Genomic DNA, 24,836 nt, shown 5'->3' with positions numbered 1-24,836 from the left:
TCGCCATGCCCCAGCCGACCCTTGCCGCCCTCGCCGAAGACCTCGCCTCCGGGCGCACCACGGCGCGGGCGCTGGCGGAAGCCTGCCTCGATCGCATTGCCGACCCCGCCGGCGAAGGCGCCCGCGCCTTCGTCAGCGTGAACCGGGAGGGGGCGCTGAAGGCGGCGCAGGCGCAGGACGAACTGCGGCAGGCGGGGGCGGCGCCCTCGCCCTTCGCCGGCATCCCCATTTCGGTGAAGGACCTGTTCGACGTGGCCGGCGAGGTCACCGCCGCCGGCTCCAAGGTGCTGAAGGACAATGCCCCGGCGACGGCGGACGCCCCGGCGGTGGCGCGCCTGCGCCGGGCGGGGTTCGTGCTCCTCGGCCGCAACACCATGACCGAGTTCGCCTATTCCGGCCTTGGCATGAACCCGCATTATGGCCACCCGCGCGCCCCGTTCGAGCGCGCGGAAGGCGGCCGCGTCTCCGGCGGCTCCAGCTCCGGCGGGGCGGTGGCGGTGGCGGACGGCATGGCCCACGCCGCGCTCGGCACCGACACCGGTGGCTCCTGCCGCATCCCGGCCGCCTTCTGCGGCATCACCGGCTACAAGCCCACCGCCAGCCGGGTGCCGCGCGAGGGCGCCTTCCCTCTCTCCACGACGCTGGATTCCATCGGCCCCATCGCCCGGTCGGTGGACTGCTGCGCGGCGCTGGACGCCATCCTCTCAGGCAGCGAGCCGGCGCCGCTGGCGCCACGCCCGGTCAAGGGGCTGCGCCTGCTTGTACCCACCACCGTGGCACTGGATGGGCTCGACCCCGAGGTGGCCAAGGCCTTCGAGGCGGCGGTGGAGGCGCTGGCCCAGGCCGGCGCGCATATCGTTTCCGCGCCCTTCCCGGAGTTCGGCGAAGTGGCGACCATCAATTCCAAGGGTGGCTTCTCGGCCGCCGAGAGCTATGCGGTGCACCGCCGCCTGCTGGCGGAGAAGGCCGACGCCTACGACCCGCGTGTCGCCGGCCGCATCAAGCGCGGGGCGGAGCAGTCCGCCGCCGATTATGTGGAGCTGGTGGCCGCCCGCCGGGCGCTGGTTCAGCGGGCTGCCGCCCGTCTCGCCGGCTTCGACGCACTGGTGATGCCCACCGTGGCCATCCTGCCGCCGAGGATCGCGGATCTCGCCACCGACGACGACGCCTATGGCCGCGCCAACCTGCTGGCCCTGCGCAACCCCACCCTCATCAACATGATCGACGGCTGCGCCATCTCGCTGCCGCTCCCCGGCGCGCCCGTGGGGCTGATGCTGGCCGGCGCGCCGGGCACCGATCAGTCCCTCTTCGCCGTCGCGGCGGGGGTGGAGGCGGCGCTCTCCGCCTGATCGGCCGAGCCCGCCTTCGGCAGCAGCACCCGCAGGCGCGCGCCACCGCCCGGACGATCGTCGATGACGACCTCGCCGCCGTGCCCCTCCACGATCTGCCGCACGATGGTGAGGCCGAGCCCGGCCCCGCCGCTGTCCCGGTTGCGCGAGGGCTCGACCCGGTAGAAGGGCTCGAACACGCTCGCCCGCTCGGCCACCGGAATGCCGGGGCCGCGATCGTCCACGCGCAGCTCCACCTCATCGCCGAGGTCGATGAGCGCGATGTCGGCGCACGTTCCATAAGTGAGGGCGTTGCCCACGAGATTGGCCAGCACCCGCGCCAGCGCCCCGCGCGCGCCATTCACCAGCAGCGGCGCGTCGGCCCCGGACAGGCTCACCGCGCCCCCCTCGCCGAGGCGCGCCTCGACTTCGGCGCGGGCAAGGGCGCAAAGGTCCACCCGCTCGCCCTGGGTCGGGGCGAAGGTGGCGCGGGCGAAGGCGAGGGCGTCGTCCACCAGCGCCTGCATGCCGGAAAGGTCGGCCTGCGCCTTCTCCACCTGCGGCCCCGGCGGCAGCAATTCCAACCGTAGCCGCAGCCGGGTGAGATAGGTCCGCAGATCGTGGCTGATGGCACCGAGCACCAGCGTGCGCATGCGCACCAGTTCGGCGATGCGCGCCTGCATGGCATTCACCGCGCGGATGACGAGGCGCACGTCCGGCGCCCCGCGCTCGGGCACCTCCAGCGGCTCCAGCCGCGCGCCGAAGCGCTCCACCACCTCGGCGAGATCGGAGAGCGGTCGGGTCTCCCGCCGCACGGCGAACAAGGCGGCCAGCGCCACCAGGAAGCCGAGGATGCCGGCGATCAGCCCCACCGGCAGGCCCAGGAGGCGAACGGTCAGGTCGCCGCCCGCGAGCACGTCGAGATAGCCCCCGCTTTCGAGCCCCACCACGAGCCTCAGCCGCGCCCCCCGAAGGTCGCGCAGGCGCTCCACCCGGCCGAGCCCCACGGTCTCGCCACCGATGAGGGCCAGCGCCACGAAGCGATCAGGCGGTCCGCCCATGAGCTGGCGAATGCGTGCCGCGGCGAAGCCGAGATAGGCCGGCGTCTCCACCTGCGGGCGCTCGGTGACGTAGACCGGTGCAAATCCGGAAACGGTGGTGGCGCGCAGGGCCAGCTCGCGCTGGGTCGGCCCCACCTCCTCCAGCAGCTGGGCCAGTGCCGCCACCCGCTGCAGCATGGGCACGAACGGGCCGAGGGGGGCGGCGCCGCGGCGCTCGGTGATGTAGGCCACCAGCATCAGCACCTGCACCACCACCAGCGCCCCGACGACAATGATCGCGATGCGCGCGGCGATACCGAAACGGGGCAAGGCGCGGTCCCTGGAGCGGGTGCCGGGGGGCTTTTCAGAGGGTGCGGACATCGGCGGCGAAAAGGTAGCCGCCGTTGCGGACGGTCTTGATGAGCAGGGCCGCCTCGGGCGCGGCGGCGACGAGCTTGCGCCTCAACCGGCTCACCGAGACATCGATGGTGCGGTCGAAGGGATCGGCGCTGCGCCCGCGGGTCCAGTCCAGGAGCTGGTCGCGGGAGAGCACCCGCTTGGGCCGCTCCAGGAAGCAGGCGAGCAGCTCGAACTCGGCGGAGGTGAGATCCAGCGCCTCGCCCTCGGCGCATCCCACGCTGCGGGCGTCGAGGTCCGCCACGAAGCCCGCGAAGGCCACGCGCCGCGACTGGAACTGCGGCTGCGGCATGGCCCCGTCCGCACGCCGCAGCACGGCGCGGATGCGGGCGAGCAGCTCGCGCGGGTTGAACGGCTTCACCAGATAGTCGTCCGCTCCCATTTCGAGCCCGACGATGCGGTCCACGTCGTCAGCCTTGGCGGTGAGCATGAGGATGGGCAGGCCGCTGCGCGCCCGCAGCCGCCGGCAGATGGAGAGCCCGTCCTCCCCCGGCAGCATCAGGTCCAGCACCACCAGGTCGGGCCGCGTGGTGGCGAGCAGCCGGTCCATGGCCGCGCCGTCTTCCGCCGCCAGCACGCCATAGCCCTCCCGCCCCAGGAAATCGGCGAGGAGGGAGCGGATTTCGCGGTCGTCCTCGACCAGGAGAAGGGTGCGCTGAGCCATGGGGGAAGTGTCGCCAAGCCGGGAGCTGCCAGCAATACGCGCCGCGGCGGTGGTTACAAAACGTTACAGCAGCTCACCCCGGCGCAAACCGGACGCAAAGGCGGGAGCGGAAGGTGGCGCCATCGCAACGGGCCTAGCGGCCCCTCCTTCGGAGCCAGTCATGAACCGCACGGTGCTCGCACTTTCCCTCACCGCCGTCCTCTCCGTTGCCGCCGTCACCGAGGCCGCCGCCTGGACGCGGAGCGGCTCGACCTCCACGCCCCGTGGCACCTACACCTCCAGCGCGTCGGGCGGCTGCGCCGGCGGCACCTGCAGCCGCAGCGCCACGACCACCGGCCCCTACGGCGGGACGGTGGCGCGTTCCGGCAGTGTCACGCAGACCGCGCCGGGCACCTACAACTACAACCACACCTCCACCGGCCCGAACGGCAACAGCGTGAACCGCTCCGGCACGGTGTCGCGCTACTGAGCCACCCCTTCCAGGCTTCACCGCCTGGGAGTGCCGGGCCGCGGCGAGCCGCCCCAAAGCCGCGGCCCGGCCACCGACCTCCACGGCGTCGGCACCGCTGCACCCGCGACACACGACCAGACCTGAAACCCGGGGTGCGGGGGCGCTCTCGACAGTCAAGAGGTAAAGCCATGCCCGGCTTCTTCACCGGCGGCGCCATTGCGTCCCAGTCCGGGGGCTTCGCACTGATCGCCCTCACCCTGATGGCGGCGGAATACCTGTTCCACAAGGTGAACCATCTGGACAGCCACGACGCTGGGGAGAGCGGCGCCTCCCTTGCCATCGCGGCCGGCAACAAGGTCATCGGCGCGCTCACCGCCTCGCTCGCCGCCGTGCCGGTGTTCTTTGTCTACCGGCACCGCCTGTTCGACATTCCCATGCAGGGCGTCGCGCCCTGGGTCCTGCTCTTCCTGGCGGTGGAGTTCTGCTACTTCCTCCACCACCTCGCCATGCACAAGGTGCGCTGGCTGTGGGCGACCCATGCCGTGCACCACTCGGCGACCCGGCTCAACCTGTCGGCCGCGGTGCGGCTCGGCTGGGGCGGCCAGCTCACCGGCGGGCTCGTGTTCTACCTGCCGCTGGTGGCGCTGGGCTTTCCGCCGCTGGCGGTGTTCGGCATGCTGGGAGCCGGTCTCGTCTACCAGTTCTTCCTGCACCTCGCCCGGCCGCCTCATCTCGGCCCGCTGGAATGGGTGCTGAACACCCCGCGCCACCATGCGGTGCACCACGCCGCCAACCCAAGCGTCATCGACCGCAATTTCGGCGGCGTCCTCATCGTGTTCGACCGCCTGTTCGGCACCTTTGCCGAGGCCCCGCGAGGCGAGTCCCTGAGATTCGGCGTCGCCGGCGCCACCCCGAGCCGCAATCCACTGGTCATCGTGTTTTCCGAGTGGATCTCCATGCTCCGTGACGCATGGCGGACGCCCGGCCTCGGCGGCAAGCTGCGCGTCCTGTTCGGACCTCCCGGGTAAAATTGGTATCAGAGTGAAGCTTGCTCTGAATGGAATGCATTTCTGTATTGCGGAAAATGCGGATTGTGCATCGCAACAATCACGGTATGTTCATCGCAGATAAGCGCACCGAAACCTAGGCCGTCGGCCGCACGCGTGCGCAGAGGCTGACATGAACAACATCCTCAAGATCGTCGGCGCGGCCGGCCTCCTTGCCACGGCGGCCGTGACCGTGGCCGCCACCACCTTCGCCGGCGAGCCGCTTCCCGCGGAGCGTCAGGCCATCGTGACCCACCTGGGCGGCAAGGCATCCGCCGTGACCTACTGGGTCAAGGACAGCAAGGGCTACGAGGTGATCACCACCGTCGATGCCGCCGCCGAGCCCGACGCCACTCCGGCCGTGATCCGCGTGTCCACGCTGCTCCAGCCCGGCCAGCAGCAGGTGATCTCCCTGCCCGGCCCGGTGGGCCGCAGCGGCACCACCCTGAAGATCAGCCGCGTGGCCGACCACGTGGAAGTCGAGAAGGTCGGCGCCCTCTCCTTCTGAGGCCCACCTTCGACGCAGTGCAGTACAGGGCGTCCGCCATGCGGGCGCCCTTTTGCTTGTCCGGGCCTCGCCGGACCGGGGCGGCATCCCCCTGAAGCCGATCCAGACGAAACATCCATTGTTCGTTGACGAGTTGTCGAGATGACTTAACATCCCTGCGCGGGCGACCCGCCGCCTGCATCGAGGCCGCTCCTGAAGGCGCCGCCGCCGGGGATGAGGAGAACCATGGGCACTCTCTCGGGCTCTGCGTGCGCCGCCGCCCTCGCCCGAACACCCTTGGGCCTGACGCCATGACCGACGCCACGAGCGAAAAGGGCCGCCCCTGCCCCGCCATCGTCTCCTCGGCCCATCTCGCGGACGGCGCGCTCCCGGCCCTGTCCGAGTTCGAGTTCGGCCTCAACATGCTCATCCATGCCTATGGCCGCTGGATGGTGCGCTGCATGGCGGCGGCGGGCGTGCCGGACCTGTCGCCCCTCGACGTGCAGGTGCTGCACCACGTGGTGCATCGCGACCGGCCGAAGACCATCGCCGACCTGTGCCTCGTGCTGGACGTGGAGGATACCCACCTCGTCACCTATGCGGCCAAGAAGCTCCAGGCCCTGGGCCTTGTCGTCTCCGGGCGGCGCGGCAAGGAGAAGACCCTCGTCGCCTCGCAGCAGGGCCGCGCCACCTGCGCGCGCTACCGCGAGGTGCGCGAGGCCCTGCTCACCAGCGCCGTGGTGGCCACCGGCATCGCCCCCGAGAAGTTCTCGGAGATCGCCGCCCTCATGCGCGCCCTCTCCGGCCACTATGACCAGTCCGCCCGCGCCGCCGCCTCGCTCTGAACGATTGAATTGACCCCTCGTCCCGCGCACCGGGGTAGGGAGTTTTCGCCTGTCCCGTCAGGGGCATGGCGCGGTGGGGACAACTGGCTCTATGATGCCCACTGACCATGCGGGAGGATCAACCGGCGCCATGTGGCTTGACGATCTGCGCCCCCTTCAATTCGGGGCAGCCACCGAAAGCGAGCGCCTGAACGAAGCGGCCTACCAGGCCTTCGGCATCGCGCAGCCCGGCGCGGGCATGGTGGATGTGGTGGGGGCCCGCCTGCCGTTCGGCCAGATGCGGATGTTCTCGCGCAGCCCGCAGCCGCGCCGCCGGGTGCTGGTGGTGGCGCCCATGGCCGGGGCCTATCCCTTCCTCATGCGCGATCTGGTGATGGCGCTGCTCGGCGTCGCCGACGCGGTGGCGGTCACCGAATGGCCCAATGCCCGCTATGTGCCGGTCTCGGCCGGGCGCTTCGGCTTTGCCGAGAATTGCATGGAGACCGCCCAGATGGCGCGCGCGCTGGCCGGCGACGCTCGGGCTGGCGAGGAAGGCGGCATCCACATCGTCGGGGTGTGCCAGGGGGCGCTGCCGGCCTTCGCCGCCGCCTGCCTCCTCGCCGAGGCCGGCGCAGCGCCGGCAAGCCTCAGCCTGATCGGCGGCCCCATCGATCCCTCGCGCAACCCCACCCGCCTGTGGCGCGTGCTGCAGGAGCGCTCGCTGGAAGCGCTGGAGCGGCAGGTGATCGAGACCGTCTCCTCCGCCTTTCCCGGCGCCGGGCGACGCATCTTCCCCGCCTGGCGGCAGATCGACGCCTTCGCCCTCTATCTGTGGCGCCAGAGCCTTTCGGGGGGCGACCTGCCGTTCCGCCTCGCCTTCGACGACGGCGAAGACCCCGTGCGCTTTCCCCTCGCCCGGCTGTGCTGGAGCATGATGGACGTGGCGGGGGAGTTCTTCATGGAGAATGTGGAAACCGTGTTCCGTGAGAACGCCCTGGCCCGCGACCGCCTCACCGTCGCCGGGCATGCGGTGCGGGCGCAGGCCCTCTCCACCACCGCCCTCCTCACCGTGGAAGGGGAAGTGGACGACATCTCGGCCCGGACCCAGACCGAAGCCGCCCACGACCTGTGCGTGAACGTTCCAGCCCACCTGAAGCGGCAGGTCGTGGTGCCCAATGCGGGACATTTCGCGCTGTTCTACGGCCGCCGCATGCGCGAAACGGTGCTGCCCGCCCTCGCCGAGGTGATGCAGGCCGCTGAGAGTGCCGTCCGGCCCGCGGCCTGACGGGCTGAGGTCTCAATGCCCGCCGCGGGAGCCGCGGCTGGCGAGATGGCGATGCAGGGTGCTGCGGTGGATGCCGAGCCGGCGCGCCGCCTGCGAGACATTCCCGCCGCTGGCGGCCAGCGCCGCATCCATGGCCGCGCGCGTTACCGCCCCAAGATCACAGGCGCCAAGATCGCGGGCGCCAACATCACCGGCTCCAAAATCACGAGTACCAAGATCGCGAGCTCCAAGATCGCGAGCACCGAAATCGCGGGCACCGAACTCCTGCGACGGGGCAGTGTCCGCCTGCGCACCGGGGGGCATGATCTCCGCGGGCCGGCCTGCGCCGCGCCATTCCAGCGGCGCGCTGCGCACGTCCGCCGGCAGGGCCTCGACCCCCACGCTCTCGCCCGGCTCGGCCAGGGCCTGGAGCACCCGCAGGACGCCCACCAGCTGGCGGAAATTGCCCGGCCAGCCATAACCCGCGAGGGCGGCCCGGCATTCGACCGAAAGGGTCGGCGCGCCGGGGCTGGCACCGGCCATCTCCGCCCACAGGCGATCCACCAGCGCCTCGCGATCGGCGAGGGTGCGCAGCGCCGGAAGCGTCACCGTATATTGGGCGATGCGGAAATAAAGATCGGCGCGGAAGCTGCCCTCCTCCACCCGCTGCTTCAGGTCGCGATGGGAGGCGCAGACCAGAGCGAAATCCACCGCCACCGGCCGCCCGCCACCGAGCGGCGTCACCTCCCGCTCCTGCAGCACGCGCAAGAGGCGGCTCTGGAGCGAAAGCGGCATGTCGCCGATCTCGTCAAGGAACAGCACCCCGCCGTCCGCCTCGCGGAACAGGCCCTTGAAGCCGGCGCGGCGGGCGCCGGTGAAGGCGCCTTCCTCATAGCCGAACAGCTCGGATTCGATGAGGCCCTCGGGCAAGGCCGCGCAATTGACCGCCGCGAACGCCCTGGCGCTCCGGTTGCCGCGCCGGTGGATCTGGCGGGCGAACACTTCCTTGCCGACGCCGGTCTCGCCCTGGATCAGCACCGGCACGCCGGCCTCCATGAGGCGCACGGCGCGGCCGAGGTCACGCTCCGTAGCGGCATCGAAGCGCGGGCCCGTCTGGGCGGGAGCCTGGGCAGGCACGGGCGCGGGCTGGCGCTCCGCTGACGGGGTGGCGCGCGGCGCAACGGTCCGCACCGGCATGCCCTGCCGTTCGAGGCGCATGGCCACGTCGCCGCGACGGGTGCGGACCCGCCGCTCCTCCCCCGCCTTGCCGAGGCTGCCCTCGAACAGGTCGCCGAAACGCTTGGCGCCCAGCGCATCCCAGCCAAGGCCAAGCAGGGCGAGGCCCGGCCGGTTGGCGGCGATGAGGCGATAATCCTCGAAGACAAGGATGCCCTCCCGCGCCGTGCCGAGAAAGCTCGGGTCGGCGTGGAAGCGCACGAGGCTGTGGTCGGGGAAGGCGCCCTCGAACATGCGGTGCTCCACCTGGCCGGCGGCCAGCTCAACCAGAGCCAGCGCGTGCAGGTGCGGCACCGAGGCCGGCCCCGACAGGTCGAGCAGGCCCACCAGTTCCCCGAACGGGTCGTGGATGGGGGCGGCGGCACAGCTGAGGATGCCGTTGGCCTCGGCATAATGCTCCGCGCCGCGCACCTCCACCGGACGGCGCTCCACCAGGGCGGTGCCGATGGCGTTGGTGCCGGTCTCGGCCTCGCTCCAGCTCACGCCGGGGCGCAGCGCCACCTTGGCGGCGCGATCGGCGAAATCGGCGCTGCCCACGGTGTCGAGCACCAGCCCCGACGGGTCGGTGAGGATGACGATGCTGTCCGCCGCGCGGGCGGCGGCGTGCAGCGCCTCCAACTCCGGGCGGCAGCGGCGGCGCAGGGTCTCGTGGCGCTCGCGCCGGGCGGTGAACTCGCCGTCGGTCAGCGGTTCCATCCGCGAACGGGACTGCGGCCCCAGTCCGCGCGCGGCGCAGCGGGTCCAGGAACGCAGGATGGGCTGCGCCAGCGCGTCCTCGGGCACCGGCGCGCCGGAGAAGAAGCGGCGACGGGCGGCGAGGACGGCATCGGTCGCGGCGCAGGACGACAGTGCAGAGGTCGACACGGCGGGCGTCGGCACAGCAGGCATCTTGGTCCCTCGCTTGGCATCTCTCCCTGAAACACCTGTCGCAAATCGCGACAGGTGTCGCAGCTCTTGTTCTTATGTGCGCCAGTCTGGCACGACTATTCCCGTCGCGTCCAGCGGACGTTCCGGCAAGGCTTGGCCGCCGTTGGCAAAATCAAGACAGGCCAGCATCTTCCCGCAGTGCAAATAAAGCCGTTGGCCGCCCTGCCGAGATCTGGCACGGCCGCTGCAAACCATCTGCTGCACCAACTCTCGGGAGGGAATAATGAACATACCCGCATTCCTCGCCAGCCAGCACGCCTCGCCCTTCAAGCCGCGCTACGGCAACTTCATCGGCGGCGCCTTCGTGGAGCCGGTGAACGGGCGCTATTTCGAGAACATCTCGCCCATCACCGGCAAGGTGGTCTGCGAAGTGCCGCGCTCGGATGAAGCCGACATCGAGCGGGCACTGGACGCCGCCCACGCCGCCAAGAAGGCCTGGGGCCGTACCCCTGCCGCCGACCGCGCCCTGGTGCTGCTCAAGATCGCCGACCGGCTGGAAGCCAACCTGGACCTGCTCGCCCGCGCCGAGACCTGGGACAACGGCAAGCCGATCCGCGAGACGACCGCCGCCGACATCCCGCTCGCCATCGATCATTTCCGCTACTTCGCCGCCTGCGTGCGGGCGCAGGAAGGCGCGCTCTCCGAGATCGACCACGACACCGTCGCCTACCACTATCACGAGCCCCTCGGCGTGGTCGGCCAGATCATTCCCTGGAACTTCCCCATCCTGATGGCGGCGTGGAAGCTCGCCCCGGCACTCGCCGCCGGCAATTGCGTGGTGCTGAAGCCCGCCGAGCAGACCCCCGCCTCGATCCTGGTGCTCGCCGAGCTGATCGCCGACATCCTGCCCCCCGGCACGCTCAACATCGTCAACGGCTTCGGCCTCGAGGCCGGCAAGCCGCTGGCTTCCTCCACCCGCATCTCCAAGATCGCCTTCACCGGCGAGACCGGCACCGGCCGCCTCATCATGGGCTATGCCAGCCAGAACCTGATCCCGGTGACGCTGGAGCTGGGCGGCAAGTCGCCGAACATCTTCTTCGACGACGTGGCGGCCAAGGACGACGACTTCCTCGACAAGGCGGTGGAAGGCTTCGTCATGTTCGCCCTCAACCAGGGCGAGGTCTGCACTTGCCCCAGCCGCGCGCTGGTTCAGGAAAGCATCTTCGAGAAGTTCATGGAGAAGGCGCTGGCCCGCGTCGCCGCCATCAAGCAGGGCTCGCCGCTTGATCCCGCGACCATGATCGGCGCGCAGGCCTCCTCGGAGCAGATGCACAAGATCCTCTCCTACATCGACATCGGCCGGGCGGAAGGTGCCCAGGTGCTGGCCGGTGGCGAGCGCAGCCTGCTCGACGGCGACCTCTCCGAAGGCTTCTACGTGAAGCCCACCGTGTTCTTCGGCACCAACAACATGCGGGTGTTCCAGGAAGAGATCTTCGGCCCGGTGGTGTCGGTGGCGACCTTCAAGGACGAGGAAGAAGCCCTCTCCATCGCCAATGACACGCTGTTCGGCCTCGGCGCCGGCGTGTGGACCCGCGACGGCTCGCGCGCCTATCGCATGGGCCGCGAGATCCAGGCCGGCCGGGTGTGGACCAATTGCTACCACGCCTATCCCGCCCATGCGGCGTTCGGCGGCTACAAGCAGTCCGGCATCGGTCGCGAGACCCACAAGATGATGCTCGACCATTACCAGCAGACCAAGAACCTGCTGGTGAGCTACAGCCCCAAGAAGCTCGGGTTCTTCTGAGCCTGGCTTCTTCTAAGCCCGGCTTCGTCTGAAGCCTGTTCCGGGTTCGGCGCGGTCCGAACCCGGTAGCTCCCAAGTTTGCCCCCCTCCCGGGGCATCTTGCCGGGGGTGGCCTGGAGCCGGACCCGTTCAGCTTGGACCAGCCCGAACGGTGAACGCGCCTCCAGCCCAGCAAAAGGGAGGCTTCTGTCGAAGCTTTCCTTGGTCTCGCGCTCAAATGTCCTGCGTTCAACTGCGCGCGACCTCGGCGCGGGGGCCGGTTGCGGCCACCCCCGGCTTTTTCTTCTCGCCTCTTGTACCACCTTCTAAATGGAGGGCCGACAGCCATGCGCCTGGACCGGAGACCCGATTCCCCCGGGTCTCCGGTGTCGGCGCGCGTCGATGCCCGATCACGCAATCGCCAAGGACGTGAACGGAACGCAAGCTCCGGCACCGGCGTTGATTCCGAGCTGCGGATGGGTTGTTTCCGCACCTTGGAGGATGTCGCCGTGAACAGCAGGCCATCTGTGTCGCCGGATCGCTCCGCCCAGACCGAAGCCCGGCTGGATGAGGCGCTGGAGGAGAGCTTCCCGGCCAGCGATCCCCCCGCCGTTTCGCGCCCCGACCCGGCGCCCGCTTCCCGTCCCTCGGCGCAGGAGGAAGCCGCCCGCATCGCAGGCTGCGAGCACAAGGCGCACGATTCCAGCACCCTCGACGAGGCCCTGGACGAGACCTTTCCGGCCAGCGATCCCCCGGCCATCGTCCAGCCCCACGGCTCGGACGAAAACGAAGAGGCGGCCACGAACTGCCCGATGCCGTGATTTTTGACCGCCCTCCTTGGGGCGTTACGTGCGCGGGGCTTGGGGCCTCGGGCGGCCGGAGCCGTCCTCAGGGGCCGGGATGAACTCGTCGTGATCCATGGGGATGAGGTCGAACCGCCCCTCCCGCCATGCGGCCTTCGCGGCGTCGAGCCGCTCCAGGTCGGACGAGACGAAATTCCACCAGATGTAGCGCGGGCCTTCCAGCGGCTCGCCGCCCATCAGCATCAGCCGGGCCGTCGTGATCGCCCGCGCGCTGGTGGCAAGGCCCCGGCGGATCACCAGCATGCGCCCCGGCTCGAAGCGGGTGCCATCCACCTCCACCTCGCCTTCCAGCGTGAACACGGCCCGGTCCTCATGGGTGGGATCGATGGGCAGGCGCGCGCCGGGCGCCAGGGTGATCTCGGCATAGGTGGCCGGCGAGGCCAGCGCCACGGGAGACGCGGCACCGAACGCACTGCCGAGGATGATGCGCGCCGTCAGCCCGCTGTCGGACACCACGGGCAGGTCCTCCGCGCCGGTGTGGAGGAAGTCCGGGGCGTCCTCCTCCCGCGCCTTGGGCAAGGCGATCCAGCTCTGGATGCCGAACAGCGGGCCGCCGCGCGCCTTCACCGTGGCGTCGTGCCGCTCGGAATGGACGATGCCGCGCCCAGCGGTCATCAAATTCACCGCGCCGGGGGCGATCACCCGCTCGTTGCCCAGGCTGTCGCGGTGAACCATGGTGCCGTCGAACAGATAGGTGACGGTGGCGAGGCCGATATGGGGATGCGGGCGCACATCCTGCGCCTGATGAGCGGTGAACCGCACCGGCCCCATGCGGTCGAAGAAGATGAACGGCCCGATCATCTGCCCCTGGGCCGAGGGCAGCACGCGGGCCACCTCCATGCCGCCGATGTCGTGGGCGCGGGGGATGATTACCGTCTCCACCGCGTCGCAGCTGCCGGCATCTCCGGGGGTGGGGTCGGGGCAAGGGGCAAAGCTCACGGCAGGCACTCCTCGGCGGGCAGGTCGTCCGCGCACCATCCTTGCCGGAGCTTGCCCCCATCGCGCGGCGCGGTCAAAAGCAGCCGGAGCCAGACCCTGCCCTTTCCCTCTCCCGCCCGCTGCTCCAAACCCTGTCGCGCGGCCCATCAAACGGCCTATCTTGCCGCCGATCATGAGGCTGACGCAGGGAGATGATGATGCGCGGCGGGACGCGGAGAGGAGTGCTGGCCGCTCTGATGGCAAGCCTGGCGGTGGGCGGAACCGGAACCGCCGGCGCTCAGGTCGGCACCCCCCTGCGCCCGGCACCGCTCACCCCGGCGGCGCCCGTAGTGCGGCCCGCCCCGAAGCCGGTGGCGCCTCTGGCGCGCCCTCCCTCTGTTGCCCCGCTGAAGCCGGTGGGCGCACCCACGGGCACCGGACGCCTGCCCCCACCCGCGCCCCCTGCCGCCCTCGGCCCGACGACTCGCCCGCCCCCGCTGGTGCCGCCCCAGCGCGGCCCGGTGATGAGCGCGCCCCTCGCCGCGCCGCTGGCCGCACCGCCCCAACCGACCCCGGCGCCGCTGGCCGCGCCTTTGACCAACCAGGTGCCGCCGGTGATCCTCCCCGCGCCCACGCAGAGCTGGGGTCCCGGCGGCCCGGTGGCGAACGGCGGAGCGCTGGGCATGCTCCAGCCGGGCATGGCGGCGGGGCTGGTGGGCCCGCCCCCCGCCAATGGCATGTGCTGGTACTACCGCACGCCCGACCGGCGCACCGGCTTCTGGGACCGGTGCCGGCAGGGTCCCCTCGGCGGTCCTTAACGGGTCCTTATGCCGCTGCCGTTAGGGTGCCTTCCGCTGCGCTGCGCTTCCGCCCCATTTTGGTGCTGCAAGGGGTATGGCTCCCGCAGTGCGGCGGACGGGGGCATAAGCGACGGGATCATTCATGACGGCACGCGGACGAGGCGAGGCAACGAGGCGGGAACCGGTGCTGGAGCGCCCCGAGAGCCTGTTCGACATCCGTCTCGATGCCCGCGACCGTTCCGCCCCGCCCCCAGTCGATGCACCGCGCCGGGCCGCGCGCGCCAAGACCGCCAAGCCGGCGCCCGACCCGAAGCCCGCCGAGCCGCGCCGTGGCCGGGCCGATCCGCCCCAGAAGTCCAGAGAGAGCAGCAGGCCAGCCCGCCGCCGGCGGCGCGGGTCGCTCGTGTTCGGGCTGATCAAATGGGGCCTCATCCTCGGCGTGTGGGCGGTGCTGGCACTGGCCGGCGTCATCGCTTGGGAAGCCTCCAAGCTGCCGCCCATGCAGACGCTGATGATCCCCAAGCGTCCGCCCACGGTGACGGTGCAGGCCGCAGACGGCAAGACGCTCGCCACCCGTGGCGACATGGGCGGGGTCGCCGTGCCCATCGGCGAGCTGCCGCCCTATCTGCCCAAGGCGTTCGTGGCCATCGAGGACCAGCGCTTCTTCAGCCATTTCGGCCTTGATCCGGAGGGCCTCGCCCGCGCGCTGGTCACCAACCTCACCTCGCGGCGGCTGCGGCAGGGCGGCTCGACCCTGACCCAGCAGCTCGCCAAGAACCTGTTCCTGACCCAGGAGCGCACCGCCTCCCGCAAGGTCCAGGAACTGGTGCTCGCCTTGTGGCTGGAGCACAAGTTCACCAAGGCGGAGATCCTCGACCTCTATCTCAACCGGGTCTATTTCGGCGCCGGCGCCTATGGGGTGGAGGCCGCCGCCCAGCGCTATTTCGGCAAGTCCGCCCGGCAGGTGACGCTTGCGGAAGCGGCCATGCTGGCCGGCCTCGTCAATTCCCCCTCCCGCCTTGCCCCCACCCGCAACCTGAAGGGCGCGCAGGCCCGCGCCGCCCTGGTGCTCGCCGCCATGCGCCAGCAGGGCCTCATCACCCCGGAGATGGCGAGCACGGCTCTCGCCCGTCCGGCCCAGCTCTCGCGCGCCGGCATGCCGGACAGTTCGGGCTATGTGGCCGACTGGGTCATGGACCAGCTCGACTCCTTCGTGGGCGAGGAGCTGCCCGGTGATGTCACCGTGCGCACCACGGTGGATGCCGGCCTCCAGCAGGCGGCGGAAAAGGCGCTGGACGACACGCTGGCGAAGTCCGGCGGCAAGTTCGGCGTCGGCCAGGGCGCGCTGGTGGTGCTCGATACCGACGGGGGGGTCAAAGCCCTCATCGGCGGGCGCAATTATGCCGACAGCCAGTACAACCGGGCAGTGACCGCGCGCCGGCAGCCCGGCTCCGCCTTCAAGCCCTTCATCTATCTCACCGCCATCGAGCACGGCCTGACACCCGAGACGGTGCGCGAGGACGGGCCGATCCAGCTCAAGGGCTGGCGGCCGGAAAACTCCACCCACGAATATCGCGGCCCGGTGACGCTGACGCAGGCGCTGGCCCTGTCGCTGAACACGGTCTCGGTGCGCCTCACGCTGGAGGTCGGCCCCAAGGCGGTGGTGGCGACGGCGAAGCGGCTGGGCATCACCTCCCCGCTGGATCCCAACCCGTCCATCGCGCTCGGCACCTCGGAAGTCTCAGTGCTGGAGCTGGCCGGTGCCTATGTGCCGTTCGCCACCGGCGGCATCGGCGTCATCCCCCACGTCATCGACGTGGTGAAGGGCGCCGATGGCAAAGTGCTGTACCAGCGCAACATTTCCGGTCCCGGCCGGGTCATGGACCCGGCCTATGCGGCCATGATGAACCACATGATGATGGAGACGCTGGCGAGCGGCACCGCCCGGCGCGCCGACCTTCCCGGCTGGGAGGCGGCGGGCAAGACCGGCACCTCGCAGGATTATCGCGACGCCTGGTTCGTGGGCTACACCGCCCGCTACGTCACCGCCGTATGGCTCGGCAACGACGACAGTTCCCCCACCAAGAAGGCGTCCGGCGCCAATCTGCCGGTGGAGATCTGGAGCCGGGTGATGAAGACCGCGCACCAGGGCGTGCCGGTGGCCGAGCTGCCAGGGGGCCTGCGCTCCTACGGCTTCGGCGGCGCCGGCTATGGCGCGCCGGGGGGCAGCCTGCTGCCGCCCGAAAGCCTGCCGGATGATCGCCCGCCCGCCGTGGTGGGCCAGATCCCGCCGCCGCCCCAGCAGCAACAGCCCATGACCATCGACCGCTGGTTCGCCGAAACCTTCCTGGGCGCCAAGCGGCAGTAATGCCAACGGCTCCGGTCTTCGACCGGTGCCGAGAGGGCGACGCTCAGCAACTCGGGTGTTCCCGAGTTGCTGATCTCAAGACCGGTTCCGGCAATAGCCAGAACCGGGCGCCGCGCGAGCTTCTTACCAACCGCTTGCGCCGGGCGCATTGCTCCCCGATAACGCCCTCATGACCGATACCGCTTCCGACGCGCCCGACCCTTTTCTCGAAACCGGCCGCCTGCTGTTCGCCGGCGACTGGCAGTTCGTGACGGCCGCCCCCACCGTGGAGGTGCTGCCGCCCATGGTCGGCATGGAGATCGCCCTGGCCGGCCGCTCCAACGTGGGCAAGTCCTCCCTCGTCAACGCGCTGACCGGCCGCAAGGCGCTGGCCCGCACCTCGGTGACGCCGGGGCGCACGCAGGAGCTGATCTTCTTCCGGGTGGGGCCTGAACTGTCGCTGGTGGACATGCCCGGCTACGGCTTCGCCAAGGCGCCGAAGGAGAAAGTGGAGGCCTGGACCCACACCATCAAGGCCTATCTGCGCGGCCGGGTGAACCTTGCGCGCGTGTTCGTGCTCATCGACAGCCGCCACGGCATCAAGCCGGTGGACGAGGAGATCCTCGACCTGCTGGACAAGGCGGCGGTGTCCTACGCCATCATCCTCACCAAGTCCGACCAGGTGAAGCCCAGCGCCCTGCCGCACGTCATCGCGGGCGTGCAGGAGAAGATCAAGCGGCGGCCGGCGGCCTATCCGGTGGTGTTCCCCACCTCCAGCCAGACCGGCGCCGGCTTCCCCGAGCTGCGCGCCGCCGTGGCCCGCCTGCTCCACGAGCAGGGGTAGGGTTCAGAACTGACAGGCGTGAAATAGAAATGGCCGGTGAGCAATGCTCACCGGCCATTTCGTTCTGCGTTTGCGTCACGCCACCAGGTCGCGCTTCTCCGCCACGGTGGAATCCGCCGCCAGCTTGTAGACGATGGGCGCGCCGGTGTTCAGCTCGCGCTTCATGATGCCCTCGGGGGAGAGCTTCTCCAGCGTCATGATGAGGGCGCGCAGCGAGTTGCCGTGGGCGGCCACCAGCGTCGTCTGGCCGCGCAGCACGCACGGCAGGATCTCCTGCACATAATAGGGCAGCGTGCGGGCCACCGTGTCGCGCAGGCTCTCGCCGCCGGGCGGGGCGATGTCGTAGGAGCGGCGCCAGATGTGCACCTGGTCGTCACCCCACTTGGCGCGGGCGTCGTCCTTGTTCAGGCCGGCGAGGTCGCCGTAGTCCCGCTCGTTCAGGGCCACGTTGCGGGTGGTGGGCACGCCCTCCTGGCCCATCTCGCCGAGGATGAGGCCCAGCGTCTTCTGGGCGCGGGTGAGATCGGAGGTGAAGGCCACGTCGAACTTCAGCCCCTCGGCCTTCAGCAGCGCGCCGGCGCGCTTGGCCTCGGAGACGCCCTGCTCGGTGAGGTCGGGGTCGCGCCACCCGGTGAACAGGTTCTTCAGGTTCCACTCGCTCTGCCCGTGACGGACGAGGACGAGGATGCGGTCGGACATGGAAAGCTCCTGGGTAGTCTCCGGGCGTGGCTCCCGGCTCGAAAATCTGCGGACAAGGAATCGGCGGTCAGAATTCGGCGCTCAGAAATCGCCGAGGCCGAGCACGTCGGCCATGGAATAAAGGCCCGGCTCGCGGCCCTTCAGCCAACGCGCCGCCGTCAACGCGCCGCGGGCGAAGATCATGCGGTCCTCGGCCTTGTGCACCAGCTCGATGCGCTCGGCCTGGCCGGCGAAGATCACCATATGCTCGCCCACCACCGAGCCGCCACGCAGGCTGGCAAAGCCGATGGCGCCAGGCTTGCGCGCGCCGGTGACCCCGTCGCGGCCGCGCTCGGAGCATTCGTCGAGATGGCGCCCGCGGCCCTGGGCGGCGGCCTCGCCCAAAAGCAGCGCCGTGCCGGAGGGCGCATCCACCTTCTTGTTGTGGTGCATCTCCACGATCTCGATGTCGAAGCTGTCGTCCAGCGTCGCCGCCACCCGGCGGGTGAGGGCGGCCAGCAGATTGACCCCGAGGCTCATGTTGCCGGACTTCATGATGGGCGTGCGACGGGCGGCGGCGGCAATGGCCGCGTTGTCCTCGTTGGAGAAGCCCGTGGTGCCGATGACATGGGCGATGCCCGCCCCCGCCAGGGTCTCCGCCAGCCGCACCGAGGCGGAGGGGGTGGAGAAATCCACCACCACGTCAGCGCCGTTGAGGGTCGGGGCCGCATCGCTTTCCACCGTGACGCCGTTGGGCTTCAGGCCGCTCATGGCCCCGGCATCCTCGCCGAGAAAGGACGAGCCGGAATATTCCAGCGCCCCCACCAGGACGAGGCCCTCGGTTTCCGAGATGGCCTTGATGAGGGCGCGGCCCATGCGGCCGCCGGCTCCGGAGATGACGATGCGCAGCTGAGACACGATTTTTCTGGTCCTTCGCGTGGCCGGGCGGCGCTTCACGGCGCCGCGGCAAAGACGGTGGCACTGCCCTGGCGAGAACGGCCCCAAGGGCCGGGGGCGGGGGTCCGTCAGGAGGGGGGCGCCTCGCGCCCCGTATAGCCGGAGATGAGGACAAGGTCTGCCACCGACGCCGACTGGCGGATGGCGCGTGCCCGCTGGTAGCCGGGCGAGAAGTAGCAAGCCCGCGCCGTCTCCACGTCGCGGAAGGCGATCACCACATAGCGCTGGCGCCCACGGCCATCCAGCAGCTGGTGCCGGCCGCCCCGCACCAGGAACCAGGCGCCGTATTCGGCGAACGGCTCGGCGTTGGCGGCGATATAATTCTTGTAGCGCTCCGGGTCGGTGACATCGACCTTGGCCATCCAGTAGCCGCGGGGCTTGTCCGGCGTGCCCTCGGGCGGCGGCGCCGCCGAGGGCTGGGGACCCTCATAGCCCTCGACCGCCGCAAGGTCGGCGATGGCGGTGGCCTGCCGCAGGGCCTTCACCGGCTGGTAGTCGGGGGCCTCGTAGGTGGCCACCGCCACGTCGAAGGAGGGCAGCTCCACCAGCACGTTGCGGTGGCGCTTGATGCCTTCCAGATGCTCGAAATCGCCGCCGCGCACGATGAAGCGCAGGTCGTGCTCCGCCGCATAGCGGGCGTTGGCTTCCCGGTAGGTGATGTAGTCCACCGGGTTGACCACATCGAGATTGAGGAACCAGTAGCCCTTCGCCATCGCCCCCTCCATTGCCCTGTTGCCGGCCGTCAGGCCCCCGCCAGTTCCGCCAGGATGGCCTCGGCCGCCGCCACCGGGTCCGCGGCCGCCGTCACCGGGCGGCCCACTACGATGCGGTCGGCGCCCGCGGCGATGGCTTCAGCCGGGGTGGCGATGCGCTTCTGGTCGCCCACGTCCGCCCCCTTCGGCCGCACCCCGGGCGTCACCACCCGGCGGTCCGGCCCCAGGATGGCGCGCACCATGGCCGCGTCCGTGGGCGCGCAGATGACCCCCGCGATCCCTGCCTCCAGAGCCTGCCCGGCGCGCAGGCGGACCGTGTCGGTCACCCCCATGCGATAGCCGGCGGTGGCGAGGTCCGCGTCGTCATAGGAGGTGAGCACGGTCACGCCCAGCACTTCGAGCGGGCTGCCCTTGGCCCCCCGCGCCGCCGCCGCCATGGTCTGCGGATAGGCATGGACGGTGAGGATGTGCACCCCGCGCGCCGCCGCCGCCTCGGTCGCCCGCTCCACCGTATTGCCGATGTCGTGCAGCTTGAGGTCGAGGAACACCTTCTTGCCGGCGCCGATGAGGTCGGCGGCAAGGTCGAGCCCCCCCGCGATGGAGAGCTCCAGGCCGATCTTGTAGAAGGTCACCACGTCGCCGAGCTGCCAGACCAGGGCCTCGGCCGCGCTCACGTTGGGATAGTCGAGCGCCACGATCATGCGGTCGCGGACTTTCGCATCGACAAGGCTCATGGGCCCTCCTCCGGGGCGCATGCCAGCGCTGCGCCCTGTTCCCGCGCGCCGGCTGGCGCTGTGCTGTCGTCACGGACGCCGGCCTGGGCCGCGCCCTCTTCCCCGGCGCAGGCTCGTCCTGCGGCGTCTTCCCGGGCGCAGGCCGTGCCTGCATCCTCTTCCATGGCGCGCCAGCGGTCCGGGCGCGCGTCCGCTCCGGCGCGGAACCAGCAGCCGCCGCCCACCGGCGGCTGGTCATGGATGCGGGAGATGGGGTAGCCCGCCAGATGGCACAGAAGCAAGGTGCCGACCCCGCCATGGCCCACAAACAGAACTGGAACCTGCCGATGGTCTTGAAGTTCGGCGAGGGTTCGGGTGACGGCGGCGACGATTCGCGCCTGCGCGTCCTGCGCCCGCTCCCAGCCGGCGACGCTCTCCTGCGGGCGGGCAAAGAAGGCATCGGCCATCTGCTGGAATTGGGCTTCCGGCAGGTAACCTGTTGCGGAACGGTCGTTTTCCTCCATCCCCTCCGCCACCTCGACGGCAAGGCCAAGGGCCTCGGCGAGGAGCGCGGCCGTCTCCATCGCCTTCACCTCGGTGGAGGACACGATGCGCCGGTAGGGAGAGAGATCCGCGCGTGCGGCAAAGGCGCGCGTGCGCGCCCGCCCCACCTCGGACAGGCCCCAGCGGGGCACCGGCACGACCGGGTCCACCGCGACCTGAGGGTGGGTTAGATAAAGGAAATCCGTCACTTAAGGGCCCCGGCGGTGTGGCCGTCCGGGCGCCGGGCGGCGCCGGCGGCACGGAAACCTCAGGGCCGGCGATAGGCCCAGACACGGGCGGGGGGAATATTTCTCCACACCCGCGGCGAACGCTCGCCCTCGATGGCACCCGGCACCAGCGGCACCGGCGTCACCACCGCATAAGTGAACTGCACGAACGGCGAGCCGGGGATGGACATGTCGAACGCCTCGTTCACCATACGGTGCCGCTCGCTCTCCGGCATGGTGAAGAGCGGCAGCGACGAGATGGTGCCCACCGCCTTGCCCGGCAGGCGGCCCGTCAGCGTCTTGGCGAGGGTATAGGCGTCGCCGTTGATCACCGTGGCGCCGGGATAGCGCAAGCGCAGCAGGGCGCAGAATTCCGGGTTGTACTCGATGAGGAACAGGCGCTCCGGCGCGAAGCCGCGCTGGATCAGGGCCTTGGTCACCGGACCCGTGCCCGGTCCCAGCTCGATGACAGGACCGTCCTGCTTCGGGTCGAGGTAGCTCGCCATCATCTTGGCCAGAGCCGGGCTGGACGGCGCCACGGCGCCGGTCTTGAGCGGATTCTGGAACCACGACTGCAGAAAGCGGACCTCGTCCTTGAGATTCGGCTTCGGAAGCAAGGGCTTGTGAACCGGCCGGCGCTGGTCGTGGGAGTGAAGCATCAACGGCACCTCGGGCGCCCGAGAGGATCGGATATCAGGCGCTTAGACGGGAAAGCAGGCGGGGTCAAGGTTCGTGCCACTCGGCCAGGGGAGGCGTCGTCCGATCAGCTTGCGATGCCAACCGATGGGACAGGGCGCTCCCCGCCCCAGGGGTTTCAGCGACGGATTGACCGCCCAGGCGGGTTCTGCCCGGTCGGATCCGGCTCCAGCACCCCGTTGAGAAGGGCGTCGAGGGCGGCGGCGAGAAGGTCCTCTTCCGATGGCGAAAGAAAGGCAGAGCAGGTGAGTTTCAGGCTCGCCGTACCGTGGACCAGGATCCAGAAGGTGAGCGCGAGCGCGGCCGGATCCTGCCCCGGCCTGAGCCGGCCGGCCCTGTGGAGGTCCTCGAAGCCGCCGGCGAGAAGTTGAAATGCCGCAGCCCCCGCCTCGTCCTTGCCGCCAAGGGCGCTGGCGGCGAAGCCGGGCTCCATGAAGATCAGGCGGTAGGTTTCCGGATCACTCCGGGCAAAAGCGACATAGGCCAAAGCCAGCGCCCCGAGGCGCGCCACCGGATCGGGATCCGCGGCAGCCTGGGTCAAGGCGACAAGCAGGCTGCGCATGCCGCTCTCCCCGAGCTCGCGGGCGATGGCGTCCCGATTCGCGAAATGGAGATAGAGGGCGGCGGGTGAATAGCCTGCCGCTTCGGCGATGCGGCGCATCGTGAGGGCCTCGAAGCCGTGCTCCAGCACGATGCGCCGTGCCTCGTCGAGGATGCGGGCGCGGGCGTCTTCCTTGCGGCGGGCACGGGGCGCGGACGGCAAACCATCGTCTCCGGAGTTGACATGAACGTCGTTCAGTTTATGAACAATGTTCAGTGAACATTGTTCAGGAGCACTCTAATGCCCGTCCCCTTCGCCTCGCAAGCCTCGCCCCGCATCGGTCTCGTCGGCGCGACAGGATCCATCGGCGCCAGCATCGCCGCAGCGCTCGGTGACGCCGGCACGCCCTTTGCCGCCATCGGCCGCTCGCTTGCCGGCCTCACCCGCGCCTTCGCCGCCCAGCCCGAAGCCACGCTGCGCACCTGCGATCCCGAGCTGCGCTCCTGCTCCGAGCTGCGGACCTGGAACCCGGACGATCCCGCCACCATCCGGGGCGCGTTCCGGGGCCTTGATACCCTCGTCTACATGGTGGGCGTGCCCTATGACGCCTTCCACCTCCACCCCCAGCTCATGGCGCGCACGGTCGAGGCCGCGGCGGCGGAGGGGGTGTCGCGCCTGCTGCTCATCGGCACCGCCTACCCCTTCGGACGGCCGCAGGCCGCGCTGGTGGACGAGAGCCACCCGCGCACACCGCATACGTTCAAGGGCCAGATGCGCAAGGCGCAGGAAGACGTGCTGATGGAAGCGGACGCGGCGGGCGTCATCCGCGCCACCATCCTGCGCCTGCCGGATTTCTATGGGCCGGGCGTGGAACGCAGCTTTCTCGCCGACATCTTCGCCGCCGCGGCGGAGGGCCGGCGGGCGAAGGTGGTTGGCCCCATCGACCGGCCGCACCAGTTCGTCTTCGTGCCGGACGTGGGGCCGGTGGTGCGCACCCTGCTTGCGACCGACGCCGCCTTCGGCAGCACCTTCAACCTGGGCGGCGCCGGCACCATCAGCGTGCGGGAGGTGGCAGAGCGCGCCTTTGCCCTGGCGAACGCCAAGTCAAATGCCAAGCCGCGCCTTATGGTGGCGAACAAGACGATGCTGCGCCTCGTCGGCCTGTTCGACCCGGTGATGCGCGAGCTGGTGGAGATGAATTATCTGATGACCACGCCGCTCATCATGGACGACACCGCCCTCGAAGGCCTCATCGGCCCCATGGCGAAGACCTCCTATGCCGACGGCATCGCCCGAACCATGGCGGCCGCGACGGCGGCAGCGCTTGCGGCGCGGTCCCGACACGCCGCGTGAAGGCAGTCCCGCCGATCAGATGGGAGGAGGCCCCTCAGGCCCCCTCGCCGGCGGCACCCTGGAAGAACTCCTTCACCTTGGCGAAGAAGCCGGTGGATTCGGGATGGGTCTCGCCGGAGCTGTCCTTTTCGAATTCGGCGAGCAATTCCTTCTGCCGCTTGGTCAGCTTCTGCGGCGTTTCCACCACCACCTGCACATACATGTCGCCGTGGTTGCGCGCCCGCATGATGGGCATGCCCTTGCCGGAGAGGCGGAAACGCTTCTGCGACTGGGTGCCCTCGGGGATCTTCACCTTGCTCTTGTCACCATCGATGGTCGGCACTTCCACGGTGCCCCCCAGCGCCGCCGTCACCATGGAGATGGGCACCCGGCAGTAGAGGTCCGCGCCTTCGCGCTGGAAGAAGGTGTGGGGCTCGATGGAAAGGAAGATGTAGAGGTCGCCTGCCGCCCCGCCGCGCACACCCGCCTCGCCCTCGCCGCCGAGGCGGATGCGGGTGCCGTCCTCGACCCCGGCGGGGATCTGCACCGAGAGGGTGCGTTCGCGCGTCACCCGTCCGGCACCGCCGCAGTCGCTGCAGGGGTCCTCGATGACGCTGCCACGGCCCTGGCAGTTCGGGCAGGTGCGCTCCAGGGTGAAGAAGCCCTGGGCGTGGCGGATCTTGCCGGCGCCGCCGCACATGCGGCACGCCTTGGGCTGGGTGCCGGGCTTGGCGCCGGTGCCCGAGCAGGTCTCGCACGACACCGAGGTGGGGATCTTGATCTGGGCGGTCTTGCCGGAGAAGGCCTCCTCCAGCGTGATTTCCATGTTGTAGCGCAGGTCCGCCCCGCGCCCGCGCTGCTGGCCACCGCCGCGGCCGCGGTTCATGGCGCCGCCGAACAGATCGTCGAAGATGTCGGCGAAGGAGGAGGCGAAATCATTGCCGAAGCCGGGACCGCCGCCGCCACCATTCTCGAAGGCGGCATGGCCGAAGCGGTCGTAGGCGGCGCGCTTCTGCGGGTCCTTCAAGACCTCGTAGGCCTCGTTGACCTCCTTGAACATCACCTCCGCTTCGCCATTGCCCTGGTTGCGGTCGGGATGCCACTTCATGGCGAGCTTGCGATAGGAAGCCTTGAGCACCGTGTCATCGGCGCCGCGGTCGCAGCCGAGGGTTTCGTAATAATCGCGCTTGGCCATGCTCAATCTTCACCTGCCGCAATCGGCCTGCCCTGCCGTCCGGCCCGAAGGCTTGGCGGGCA

The 24,836-nt window shown here is 70.2% G+C and carries 23 protein-coding genes and 1 pseudogene; 12 read left to right on the top strand and 12 right to left on the bottom strand.

From position 1 onward, the window contains the following. Positions 1–5: 5 nt before the first annotated feature. Positions 6–1,349 carry an amidase gene (locus V5F66_RS15235; RefSeq protein ID WP_394094168.1) on the top strand — a complete coding sequence of 448 codons (1,344 nt, stop codon included), beginning with the start codon at positions 6–8 and terminating at the stop codon, positions 1,347–1,349. Here the strand turns inward: V5F66_RS15235 and V5F66_RS15230 are convergent. Next, the gene (locus V5F66_RS15230; RefSeq protein WP_394094167.1) at positions 1,298–2,698 is read right to left on the bottom strand and encodes a sensor histidine kinase; all 1,401 of its coding nucleotides are present in this window, start codon (positions 2,696–2,698) and stop codon (positions 1,298–1,300) included. The two genes, V5F66_RS15235 and V5F66_RS15230, sit on opposite strands and share 52 nt — an antisense overlap. Before the next feature lie 34 nt (positions 2,699–2,732). Continuing rightward, positions 2,733–3,449, bottom strand: a complete 717-nt coding sequence (locus tag V5F66_RS15225) for a response regulator (RefSeq protein ID WP_011996031.1) — start codon at positions 3,447–3,449, stop codon at positions 2,733–2,735. A 160-nt stretch (positions 3,450–3,609) separates the two neighbouring features. Here V5F66_RS15225 and V5F66_RS15220 point away from each other — a divergent pair, with 160 nt between their 5' ends. The 5 genes from V5F66_RS15220 to V5F66_RS15200 all read left to right on the top strand — a co-directional run bounded on the left by V5F66_RS15220 (position 3,610) and on the right by V5F66_RS15200 (position 7,542). Next, positions 3,610–3,918 carry a hypothetical protein gene (locus V5F66_RS15220; protein ID WP_394052724.1) on the top strand — a complete coding sequence of 103 codons (309 nt, stop codon included), beginning with the start codon at positions 3,610–3,612 and terminating at the stop codon, positions 3,916–3,918. A 170-nt stretch (positions 3,919–4,088) separates the two neighbouring features. After that, positions 4,089–4,928 carry a sterol desaturase family protein gene (locus V5F66_RS15215; protein ID WP_393999680.1) on the top strand — a complete coding sequence of 280 codons (840 nt, stop codon included), beginning with the start codon at positions 4,089–4,091 and terminating at the stop codon, positions 4,926–4,928. 151 nt (positions 4,929–5,079) lie between these two features. Continuing rightward, the gene (locus tag V5F66_RS15210; RefSeq protein WP_011996028.1) at positions 5,080–5,454 is read left to right on the top strand and encodes a hypothetical protein; all 375 of its coding nucleotides are present in this window, start codon (positions 5,080–5,082) and stop codon (positions 5,452–5,454) included. A gap of 290 nt (positions 5,455–5,744) precedes the next feature. Beyond that, positions 5,745–6,278 carry a winged helix DNA-binding protein gene (locus V5F66_RS15205; RefSeq protein WP_011996027.1) on the top strand — a complete coding sequence of 178 codons (534 nt, stop codon included), beginning with the start codon at positions 5,745–5,747 and terminating at the stop codon, positions 6,276–6,278. Between the two features lie 130 nt (positions 6,279–6,408). Next, positions 6,409–7,542 (top strand): hypothetical protein, encoded by a 1,134-nt coding sequence (locus tag V5F66_RS15200; protein ID WP_394094166.1) that lies wholly within the window; start codon positions 6,409–6,411, stop codon positions 7,540–7,542. Between the two features lie 12 nt (positions 7,543–7,554). Here the strand turns inward: V5F66_RS15200 and V5F66_RS15195 are convergent, their stop codons facing one another. Next, positions 7,555–9,645, bottom strand: a complete 2,091-nt coding sequence (locus V5F66_RS15195; RefSeq protein ID WP_394094165.1) for a sigma-54-dependent Fis family transcriptional regulator — start codon at positions 9,643–9,645, stop codon at positions 7,555–7,557. Positions 9,646–9,907: 262 nt separating this feature from the next. Between V5F66_RS15195 and adh the strand changes: the two genes are divergently transcribed. Both adh and V5F66_RS15185 read left to right on the top strand, forming a co-directional pair. After that, a complete protein-coding gene (gene adh / locus V5F66_RS15190; RefSeq protein WP_011996024.1) occupies positions 9,908–11,428 on the top strand; it encodes an aldehyde dehydrogenase in 1,521 nt (506 codons plus the stop codon). Between the two features lie 488 nt (positions 11,429–11,916). Then, the gene (locus tag V5F66_RS15185) at positions 11,917–12,228 is read left to right on the top strand and encodes a hypothetical protein (protein WP_198139180.1); all 312 of its coding nucleotides are present in this window, start codon (positions 11,917–11,919) and stop codon (positions 12,226–12,228) included. 24 nt (positions 12,229–12,252) lie between these two features. On the opposite strand, the gene V5F66_RS15180 is transcribed toward V5F66_RS15185, so the two are convergent. Then, positions 12,253–13,209, bottom strand: a complete 957-nt coding sequence (locus V5F66_RS15180; protein ID WP_394094164.1) for a pirin family protein — start codon at positions 13,207–13,209, stop codon at positions 12,253–12,255. Positions 13,210–13,430: 221 nt separating this feature from the next. On the opposite strand from V5F66_RS15180, the gene V5F66_RS15175 reads away from it, so the two are divergent. The 3 genes from V5F66_RS15175 (at position 13,431) to yihA (ending at position 17,179) form a co-directional block, all read left to right on the top strand. Then, positions 13,431–14,006 carry a hypothetical protein gene (locus tag V5F66_RS15175; protein WP_394094163.1) on the top strand — a complete coding sequence of 192 codons (576 nt, stop codon included), beginning with the start codon at positions 13,431–13,433 and terminating at the stop codon, positions 14,004–14,006. A gap of 124 nt (positions 14,007–14,130) precedes the next feature. After that, the gene (locus V5F66_RS15170) at positions 14,131–16,356 is read left to right on the top strand and encodes a transglycosylase domain-containing protein (protein ID WP_394094162.1); all 2,226 of its coding nucleotides are present in this window, start codon (positions 14,131–14,133) and stop codon (positions 16,354–16,356) included. A gap of 169 nt (positions 16,357–16,525) precedes the next feature. Then, a complete protein-coding gene (yihA, locus tag V5F66_RS15165) occupies positions 16,526–17,179 on the top strand; it encodes a ribosome biogenesis GTP-binding protein YihA/YsxC (protein ID WP_393999686.1) in 654 nt (217 codons plus the stop codon). A gap of 75 nt (positions 17,180–17,254) precedes the next feature. Here yihA and V5F66_RS15160 read toward each other — a convergent pair whose 3' ends face one another. The 7 genes and pseudogenes from V5F66_RS15160 to V5F66_RS15130 form a co-directional block, all read right to left on the bottom strand. Beyond that, positions 17,255–17,878 (bottom strand): 2,3-bisphosphoglycerate-dependent phosphoglycerate mutase, encoded by a 624-nt coding sequence (locus tag V5F66_RS15160; RefSeq protein ID WP_011996018.1) that lies wholly within the window; start codon positions 17,876–17,878, stop codon positions 17,255–17,257. Between the two features lie 81 nt (positions 17,879–17,959). Beyond that, positions 17,960–18,775 carry a 4-hydroxy-tetrahydrodipicolinate reductase gene (gene dapB / locus V5F66_RS15155; RefSeq protein ID WP_394008353.1) on the bottom strand — a complete coding sequence of 272 codons (816 nt, stop codon included), beginning with the start codon at positions 18,773–18,775 and terminating at the stop codon, positions 17,960–17,962. Positions 18,776–18,882: 107 nt separating this feature from the next. Next, positions 18,883–19,527: a DUF1330 domain-containing protein gene (locus tag V5F66_RS15150; RefSeq protein ID WP_394094161.1), complete on the bottom strand. Its 645-nt coding sequence runs from the start codon at positions 19,525–19,527 to the stop codon at positions 18,883–18,885. Positions 19,528–19,556: 29 nt separating this feature from the next. After that, the gene (gene pyrF / locus V5F66_RS15145) at positions 19,557–20,261 is read right to left on the bottom strand and encodes an orotidine-5'-phosphate decarboxylase (RefSeq protein ID WP_011996015.1); all 705 of its coding nucleotides are present in this window, start codon (positions 20,259–20,261) and stop codon (positions 19,557–19,559) included. 146 nt (positions 20,262–20,407) lie between these two features. Further along, positions 20,408–20,992, bottom strand: a pseudogene (locus V5F66_RS15140) (histidine phosphatase family protein); the annotation flags it as partial. Between the two features lie 59 nt (positions 20,993–21,051). Then, complete coding sequence (locus V5F66_RS15135; RefSeq protein WP_011996013.1) at positions 21,052–21,669, bottom strand: class I SAM-dependent methyltransferase; 618 nt, start codon at positions 21,667–21,669, stop codon at positions 21,052–21,054. 155 nt (positions 21,670–21,824) lie between these two features. Then, positions 21,825–22,469: a TetR/AcrR family transcriptional regulator gene (locus tag V5F66_RS15130; protein ID WP_394094160.1), complete on the bottom strand. Its 645-nt coding sequence runs from the start codon at positions 22,467–22,469 to the stop codon at positions 21,825–21,827. Between the two features lie 78 nt (positions 22,470–22,547). Between V5F66_RS15130 and V5F66_RS15125 the strand changes: the two genes are divergently transcribed. Further along, positions 22,548–23,600 (top strand): NAD-dependent epimerase/dehydratase family protein, encoded by a 1,053-nt coding sequence (locus tag V5F66_RS15125; protein ID WP_394094159.1) that lies wholly within the window; start codon positions 22,548–22,550, stop codon positions 23,598–23,600. A 34-nt stretch (positions 23,601–23,634) separates the two neighbouring features. On the opposite strand, the gene dnaJ is transcribed toward V5F66_RS15125, so the two are convergent. After that, complete coding sequence (gene dnaJ / locus V5F66_RS15120; RefSeq protein ID WP_394008541.1) at positions 23,635–24,774, bottom strand: molecular chaperone DnaJ; 1,140 nt, start codon at positions 24,772–24,774, stop codon at positions 23,635–23,637. Between the last annotated feature and the right edge of the window lie 62 nt (positions 24,775–24,836).

The organism is Xanthobacter versatilis, from assembly GCF_043193975.1.
GTDB lineage: Bacteria > Pseudomonadota > Alphaproteobacteria > Rhizobiales > Xanthobacteraceae > Xanthobacter > Xanthobacter autotrophicus_E.
This window is presented reverse-complemented; position numbering and strand designations above follow the sequence as displayed.